The 6,023-nt window shown below is 54.4% G+C and carries 7 protein-coding genes; 2 read left to right on the top strand and 5 right to left on the bottom strand.

Annotated features, from left to right (window positions below):
* Both P406_RS01220 and P406_RS01215 read left to right on the top strand, forming a co-directional pair.
* Window positions 1–1,323, top strand: a 1,323-nt coding sequence (locus P406_RS01220; protein ID WP_052739309.1) for a hypothetical protein, incomplete at its 5' end; no start/stop codon positions are given.
* A gap of 5 nt (window positions 1,324–1,328) precedes the next feature.
* The gene (locus tag P406_RS01215; protein WP_046235088.1) at window positions 1,329–2,270 is read left to right on the top strand and encodes a PoNe immunity protein domain-containing protein; all 942 of its coding nucleotides are present in this window, start codon (window positions 1,329–1,331) and stop codon (window positions 2,268–2,270) included.
* A 38-nt stretch (window positions 2,271–2,308) separates the two neighbouring features.
* On the opposite strand, the gene P406_RS01210 is transcribed toward P406_RS01215, so the two are convergent.
* From P406_RS01210 to P406_RS01190, 5 genes are all read right to left on the bottom strand, one after another.
* Window positions 2,309–3,103, bottom strand: a complete 795-nt coding sequence (locus P406_RS01210) for a DNA adenine methylase (protein WP_046235087.1) — start codon at window positions 3,101–3,103, stop codon at window positions 2,309–2,311.
* A 180-nt stretch (window positions 3,104–3,283) separates the two neighbouring features.
* On the bottom strand, window positions 3,284–3,829 hold the full coding sequence (locus tag P406_RS01205) for a glycoside hydrolase family 19 protein (protein ID WP_046235086.1): 546 nt from the start codon (window positions 3,827–3,829) through the stop codon (window positions 3,284–3,286).
* Between the two features lie 44 nt (window positions 3,830–3,873).
* Window positions 3,874–4,914 carry a phage late control D family protein gene (locus tag P406_RS01200; RefSeq protein WP_004663001.1) on the bottom strand — a complete coding sequence of 347 codons (1,041 nt, stop codon included), beginning with the start codon at window positions 4,912–4,914 and terminating at the stop codon, window positions 3,874–3,876.
* Between the two features lie 76 nt (window positions 4,915–4,990).
* A complete protein-coding gene (locus tag P406_RS01195) occupies window positions 4,991–5,197 on the bottom strand; it encodes a tail protein X (RefSeq protein ID WP_003342371.1) in 207 nt (68 codons plus the stop codon).
* Entirely contained in the window at window positions 5,172–6,017 is an 846-nt protein-coding gene (locus tag P406_RS01190) for a phage tail protein (protein ID WP_046235085.1), read from the bottom strand. The genes P406_RS01195 and P406_RS01190 overlap by 26 nt, the downstream gene beginning before the upstream one ends.
* Window positions 6,018–6,023: the final 6 nt, after the last annotated feature.

The raw sequence follows: 6,023 nt of genomic DNA, 5'->3' as shown, positions 1-6,023 counted from the left end.
GGCGACGGCCTGAAGAAAAGCATGCGCATCGTCAACAAAGACCCCGAACGCTACGCCCCGGTGCTCTTTGACCTGCTGCGCTTCGTGCTGCAGGAATGCGGAATCAAGACCAGCCCTGAAGAACTGCTCAAGCAGGTATTCAACGCTGGAAAACTGACGGCTGACGTGGACCAAATCATCACCGGCGTCAAAGGCTCCTCGACCTTCCAGAACCTGCCCAATTGGGCCAAAACCTCCGTGATCACCGTCCTCGCCGCCTCCCGCGACAATATGCCAGCAATAGTCGGCATCGTTGAGAAGCGACTGGTGAAATGGAAGGGAATGCAGCGAAACAGTTCGGCAGCATCATCCGGGTCCAGTCACCCGAAAAGAGTGGAGAAGCCCGCCAGCAAAGACACGACCGTTGCGGCGCAGGGTAAGGAAAACGCAAGCAGCACCCATTCCAATCAGGTCGAAGCCTCCAGAGTTGGCCTACAAGCGCCTTCAAGTATTCTGAACGAAGGACTGGGCGTCAGTGGCGAGCACATTGCCGACTATATCTGCGCAGTCGAATTTGGCTGGGGCAAGGACTGGGATGGGCATGACAAAGGCTCGGATGGGAAGTGGCTTGAGGGCGTGCCAAGCGCTAACAAGATGGGGAAGCTATCGGCGGGTGGGAGCCCCAAGGCAAAACATGTGCTTTACAAGCTGACTGATGGAGCGAATGGGACGGGGATTGATGCAGTTTGGCGAGCTGATCCGGCCACCAATGACGGTAAGAAATTCGCTATTGTCGAAGCTAAAGCGAGTCGTAATGAAGATGCGCCGAAGTTTATGCGCAAGCCTAACAATACCCGGAAACCTGGAATCAGCTCCAAACTAGGAGTATCAGGCTTGAGTGACCCAAGCGAACTGCTTGAGCCTATAGAAAGCGAGCAAGATGGTCGGCGCGGCAAACAGCCACAATCTTTCAGAGCAGGTAGAGCAAAACCGAAAGCCACAACGACTTCAAAGGCCACCCCTATCAAAGATAAACAGATTTTGGTCCAGATGAGCACTGAGTGGATACTTAAAAACATTCTTCAGGCAGTCTCTGTACGCGCTCTTCGTAGACAGATAGTGGTCTCCTTTAGTCGTCATCTTTTCTACTCGCCCCTCTATCATCAGAGCTTAAGCCCTAAACAGCACGCTGCGGCCAGATTGAACAACTCAAATGAAACCGAGCATAACGCGCACAGCTCATTCCATTACAAGGAATCTGAGGTTAAAGGCTTTGTTAATAAACGCAAGAAAGCCCTAGCAAAAAAATATGGCAACTTAAACACGTTGAAAGTTGAGGCTTAAATCAAATGGTTAAGCGACAGAAATTTTTTAGCCAGACACAGTATGAAAATTTCCTCATAGAATATGACGAGTCGATAGAGTTTTTCAAAGACAATAAATTTCAATCTGACTCTGCTGAAGAAGAAGCATCTCTTCGCTCAGCTTTTTTCCAGACTTTAGCTCTGGAGAAATTGATTATTAGCTATACGGCTGGAGAGAAGATGGAGTCTCTCATTCCGTTGCTTGAAATCCTGATTGATCAATATATAACCCGTCAAAAAACGTTGGCCATATATGAGAACGCCCCTAAAATCTCGCCACTGGCAATAGATGATTGGCCAGACCAGTACGAAGAAGCCGTTCAGGTCATTAGCCTGTGTGTATTATTGCACCGTACTGATCTGCTACCACGCTTTGTTAAGCTAATTGATGAAGCGGGCTATGCTGGTGACGACACACTTTATGAGGACCTACTAAAGAAAGTCTTACCTGATAGGCACGATATAGACCAGTGGTATCACGATGTATATACACTCCTGATACAGGCAGTTCATATGCAGAACAAAGACAAGGCCTCAGACCTAATAAAAAAATATTGCCAACAATGGTATTCAGCTTTTAAACAAGCTCCGTGGCATGACTCCCACCTTCAAGGAGAGGATGGTAGCTATGTTGGTTATTGGGCTTTCGAGGCGGGAGCCGTCGCTTTTTTATACGGCATCGACGACACCAAAATAGACCACATGGTCTACCCAAAAGACCTGGTCGAATACGCTAGAAATTACAATGGTGAAGCTGGCTCCCAAATCAACCGCATTGTCGCAGGCGATCCGTGCACCAAAACCGGCTACTGGTTTACTCCAGCACAAGCAAATTCGAGGCGCCACTTCCAGCAAGGCGAAATCATGCCGAGCATCAGTGATTCGACATGGGGCGATACGCTTTGGTATTGGTCTGGGGAGGAATAGCACGATGATGCTGGTGCTACTCCCTTTGGACCTGTTGTCTAAAACAACCCTCCTAATTCGGCGGGTTCCCAATTCATGATAACTAGTTCACCGCTGACATCAGCCTTCCCCTTTCTCTGGTTTGCTGTGCTGTAGCGAATGTCGACCGTTTCAAAATGGAAGCCTTCAAATACGCGCCGTATGTCAGGGTGGTCATTGAGGCTGACCATTACCTTCCCCTGACACCGCCGCATGAACTCCGCCATGCGCTCGTAGTTCTCAAACGGAAAATCCACACCATACCCAGCCGTCTGCCAGTACGGCGGATCCATGTAGTGGAATGTGTGGGGCCGGTCATAGCGCCCAGCGCACTCCAGCCAAGGCAGATTCTCAACATAGGTGCCCGACAAACGCTGCCAGGCCGCAGAAAGATTTTCCTCAATCCGCAGCAGGTTGATGGCAGGACCGGTTGTGGCGGTACCAAACGTCTGCCCACTCACCTTGCCTGCGAAGGCGTGGTGCTGCAGGTAGAAGAAACGGGCAGCGCGCTGGATGTCGGTGAGGGTTTCGGGGCGGGTCATCTTCTGCCACTCAAACACCTGGCGCGAGCTGAGTGCCCACTTGAACTGGCGGACGAATTCTTCAAGGTGGTTTTGGACGACGCGATACAGCGTCACCAGATCACCGTTGATGTCGTTCAAGACCTCAACGGGGGCAGCCTGGGGACGCATGAAGTAGAGTGCCGCACCCCCAGCGAACACTTCGACGTAGCATTCGTGGGGTGGGAAAAGCGGGATAAGACGGTCGGCCAGGCGGCGTTTGCCGCCCATCCAAGGGATGATGGGTGTGGACATAGAAAGCAAGACCTTTACTGTATATATAGACAGGTGCTAGGCTCGCTCCGCTTTGTGCACGAAGCGAGAGCCTTGGCTGGACTTGCAGGGGTAATCTGCGGGGACAGTGACCAGCCGCGATGTTGACGCATCTCGACTGGTCGCTCTTTTTCAATCTGCTGCGTTATCTCTTCAGCTCAATCAGACCAGTACCTTCAGGGCCCGCTCGTAAAGCGCCTGACGGTCGGCAAGGCCATTTGTGCCACCGTTGATCCGTTTGGTAATTGTCAGGAAGTCGCTTCTATCTGCGAAGGTATTAAGCCCAGCACGGTGCCAGAACCAAGCAGCCGACATGGCGGCATGCTCCGGACGCTCGAGGAGTTCAGGTTGCTGTAGCAGATCCAGGCCCAATGCCTCACCGCAGGCCGCGTAGTTCGCCCGCCCGGTAATTTGAATAAGCCCCCTGCCCCGGTATAACTGACCGTCGCCGTCGTCCTCTGGCGTGTTGCCCAGGCGTTCGGCGAGCCGCCCGGTATCGTATTTTTCGAGGTAGGCATCACTGCCCAATTCCCGCACGTAGCGAAGCTGGCCAGACTCATGGCCCACCTGCGCCAGGAAGGCAGCGATACGCAGCTTCGTAACGATGGCGTATTTGCTCATCGCAACGTTTAAGACGGGAACAAAAACGCCAGCTCGGGAGCTGGCGTTGGGGAGAATCTGCAGCAACTGCTGCACAGTAATCGACATTCAGACATCTCCTGAATAGAGGTGATTTGTGATGGAGGTGATGGTCAGAGCTGCACGACCTTGACTGGTTTTTTCTCTTTCTTTTTGCCTTTGGCTTTTGCCTTGCCCTTGTTGCCACCATTGCACTCGGCCGTGGTGGACCAGCCAGCTTGGGTAAATACCTGTTCGACCGAATCGGTCAGGTACTCGCCATCAAGCCCCTCCTTGAACCCCTGCACGCTGATCATGCGCTCCGCGAAAAGATCAGTACGCCCGACCATTTCAAGACGAATGCCTGCAGTGCTACGGTTGAAAGCAGCAAGACGCGCTTTCGCGGCCTGCTCCGCTGCGGTTTTGTTGGGGTAGATATGCCGGTCGGTATGAACAGGCGGGAGACCGTCCGGGGCCGTGTCGTTGTTAAGGGTCACGATCTGGAGCTTCCCGGTCTTCTTGTCCTGATGCTTAGTCGACACGGCTTTGTGTGTCGAACGATCACCCAGTCTGAACTGCCATCGGCTGACGTCTTGGCGCGTGATGGCCAGAACGCCAAACGCTTTCCCGGACGCGCTGACTCCGTTTTGCCTGGGCATGACGAGCAATTTGCCGTCGGCGACCTTGGCAGTGCAGTCGTACTTTTTTGCCAGCCGTGTGATGAAGTGGTAATCCGACTCGTTGAGCTGGTCAGCCCGTGGGACCTTTGTCGCTACGTTGCAGGCTGACGCCCAGCCATTGCGTGCGGCAATGTCGCTGACAATCTTGGACAACGGCACATCCTCCCAGCTACCGCTGCGCGTGGTCTTACCACTTCCACGCATGCTGCTGGCCTTGCCTTTGATGACCATTGTGTCGGGAGGACCAGACACCTCGATCTCATCAATGGTGTACAGGCCGATCTTGGTCAGCTTCTGGCCGTCATAGCCCAGATAAACCTCAACATCTGCCCCCCTCGATGGCAATGCCACTGCACCGTCGCGATCATCAATGCGCAGCTCGAATTCGTCTGAGTCCATGTCGGGCTTGTCAGTGGTACGCAGCTGGATCAATCGGTCGTTGATGAGCGCCGTAATGTCGGTGCCGTCGGCAACGATCCGGAAAGTGGGTTTCATGCGCAGATACCAAAAGAAAGCCCCGCACTAGACGGGGCTGGGCAAAAGGAAAGGTTCGTTACGCGTAACACCGAGGTCAGCCCCAGAGCATCACGGTTTCGTCGGAGGATGCGGGAAGGTCCGGCAGAGTGATGATCAGCCCCACCCGAAAGGGTTGAGCCTCATCAGCCAGGCCCTGATTGGCATCAAGCACGGCCTCCACAGAGCCGTTTAAATGGCCGTAATGGTTGAAACACAGGGTATCGAGGATATCCCCGTCAGACGTTCTGCATATCGTCGCCATAGCGTGTGAACTCCAACGTGAACGCCTGCTTGCGAGGGATACCCCCTTGCATCAGAGCGCTCTGGTCTTCCTGAACTTTCTTCAAGCACCAGTTACCTAGCACTGCCCCATACCCTGTGGTCAGGGCCAGAGGCACGCCCAGGCCTGCAATGCCACGCAAAGTATCGAGCTGTTTGATCCCGCCTTTGACGTTGGGGAACACCGCCCCCTTGAGCGTCAGAGACTCATCACCCATACCGATGTTCTGCTGTGCCGGCCGACGCGTGAGACGCTCTTGCGACGCCCAGCGGAACTCACTGGAACGGCTCAGTTCGTCGAACGCAGCGGTGTCCAGATTGAAGTAGTACGGCTCGGCTTTCGCGCTCAGCGGCTGCAAGATCAGCAGATGCTCAAACGGTTTGACCGCTTCGACAGCCGGGGTTTTCTGCGCGGCAAATGACGAACTGGGCACCACGTTGGCCAGCGCGGGACTGATATTGCCAGCCACCTTGTTGATGGCCGTCCCGGCTTTTGCCGCCTGCTCTTTGAGCACGTCCAGGCGCTCGTCAATCTGCGTTACCGCCCTTGATGCACGACTGTACGTCGACACGACAGACCCGACCTTCGCCTGGGCCGCGTTGACACCCCGCATCACGCGTTGAAGCTTGACCCCGATGGCGGGCCCCACGATGGGCAGGCCCTCAAGCTCGGCGGTCGCACCGCTGATTTCGCTGATCGCACCATTGACCGGCGAGAGCATGCCGTCCAGATCGCGACGACCAGACTCGCCTGCCGCCACCAGGTACTTCATACCCGACTGCAGTTGTTCCATGTAAGCCATATATCC

The sequence above is a fragment of the Pseudomonas syringae pv. coryli str. NCPPB 4273 genome, from assembly GCF_000972175.1.
In the GTDB taxonomy this organism is placed as follows: Bacteria; Pseudomonadota; Gammaproteobacteria; order Pseudomonadales; family Pseudomonadaceae; genus Aquipseudomonas; species Aquipseudomonas syringae.
Note: the sequence above shows the minus strand (reverse complement) of the source record. Positions and strands in the feature narration are given on the sequence as shown.